The organism is Streptomyces hirsutus, assembly GCF_001418415.1.
Classification (GTDB): domain Bacteria; phylum Actinomycetota; class Actinomycetes; order Streptomycetales; family Streptomycetaceae; genus Streptomyces; species Streptomyces hirsutus.
On sequence record NZ_LIQT01000710.1, the window covers coordinates 1 to 1,833 of the forward strand.

At 64.7% G+C, this 1,833-nt stretch carries 1 protein-coding gene; it reads left to right on the forward strand.

Annotated elements, in window-relative coordinates; translation table 11 throughout:
- Positions 1–504 precede the first annotated feature (504 nt).
- Positions 505–1,770 (forward strand): IS110 family RNA-guided transposase, encoded by a 1,266-nt coding sequence (locus tag AOK11_RS37735; protein WP_167353882.1) that lies wholly within the window; start codon positions 505–507, stop codon positions 1,768–1,770.
- The last annotated feature ends 63 nt before the right edge of the window (positions 1,771–1,833 follow it).

Sequence of the window (1,833 nt, forward strand, 5' to 3'; positions counted from 1 at the left end):
CTGACGGGTCCGAATCCTAATGGGCAGCGAAGCGAGTCATTGCTATCCGAATCCGGAGTGAGAGCTCTTTCGACAGACCGCGAGGCTCGCTTCAGCAGCGGTTCCGGTCAGGACGAAGATCTCATCCGCCACCTGGGCAGGAAGCCCTCTACTGAGAGCGATCTGGTTCCGGCCGGAACCGTTCGCAGCCTCCCATCTTCGCGAGCACAGCAGTACCTCGCGAGGACAAAAGCCCTCCGAATGGGTCTCAGCAGGACCAGTTCAGATCACGTCACCAGGCGGTTCGCACCGAGCGCTTCGATGGTCGTGGCCTGAGCCAACCGCACGGGGCACCTTTCATCGCGTCGCGAGCCTGTGAGCTCTCACGAAGACGAAGGACCGTGCAGTTCGCTGGGGTTGCGAACGGCTGGTGGGATGTTGTGCCTCGAGCACTTCCATTAGGGAGCACGCGCATCCCGCACAGGCTCTGGCCTGCAGAAACAGCGGATCACCAGGGAGAACATAATGGAAATCGCAGGGTTACCAGTGCCGGTGTTCTGCGGGGTGGACTGGGCAGAAGACCACCACGATGTCGCGCTCGTAAACGCCGGCGGAAAACGGCTCGCCAAGCTGCGAATCAGCGACGATGCTGCTGGATTCACCCGGCTCACGGATCTGCTGACCGAGCACGGAGACAGCAAGGATCACCCGATCCCGGTCGCGATCGAGACGTCCCGGGGACTACTGGTCGCCTGTTTGCGCGCGACGGGACGCCCAGTGTTCGCGATCAATCCGCTGGCTGTGGCCCGCTATCGAGACCGACACTCAGTCGCGAGGAAGAAGTCGGACGCCATCGACGCTGCTGCCCTGGCGAACATCCTGCGCACCGACATGGCCGCCCACCGGCCTCTGCCGAAGGATTCCGAGCTGGCCCAGGCGATTGCGGTGCTGGCACGAGCTCAGCAGGACGCCGTCTGGGACCGCGTCCAGGCCCACAACAAACTCCGCTCTCAGCTGCGCGAGTTCTACCCTGCAATCCTTGCCGCCTTCGCTGACAAACGAGAGGGAATCTGCTCGCCCGAGGCCCGGACTATCCTGGCCGCGGCGCCGACGCCCACAGCGGCGGCCCGCCTCACACGCCGACGTCTGCAGTCACTGCTCAAGCAGGCCGGACGCCTGCGCGGCATCGAAGCCGAGGCCGACCGGCTCCACGAGGTCCTCCACCGCGAGTACCTCCACCAGCCACCTCAGGTCGAGGATGCCTACGGCCGGCAGACCACCGCCTTGTTGCGGCAGCTGGAAGCAGCCTGCACCAATGCCGACCAGCTCGAAGCCGCCACAAGGGAGACTTTCGAGCAGCATCCGGACGCCCCGATCGTCTCCAGCTTTCCGGGCCTGGGATCCCTCACCGGAGCCCGGGTCCTGGCCGAGATCGGCGATGACCGGGCTCGTTTCACGACCGCCGGAGCGATGAAGGCATACGCCGGCAGTGCACCAGTCACCCGGGCAAGCGGCAAGAGCTGCACGGTGATGGCCCGCAGGGTCAAGAACCAGCGGCTGGCCGCCGTCGGCTATGTCTGGGCCTTCGCCTCCCTGACCGCCTCCCCGGGCGCCAGAGCCCACTACGACCGTCGCAAAGAAGCAGGTGACCGCCACATCGCCGCACAGCGCAACCTCTTCAACCGCTTCGTGGGGATGCTCTTCCACTGCCTCCAACACGGCGAGTACTACGAAGAGGAAAAGGCCTTTCCTAACCAGCCTGGAGGAGACCTTCCGGCACAGGCCGCTTGACGCGCTACCTGCGTGGGATGTCTGTCGACCGGGGCAAGTACGGGTCGAAGATCCATCTGATCA

What these genes read in the sequence shown, in the direction of transcription:
- AOK11_RS37735 (WP_167353882.1), top strand. Translation starts at nt 505, where the DNA reads ATGGAAATCGCAGGGTTACCAGTGCCGGTGTTCTGCGGGGTGGACTGG.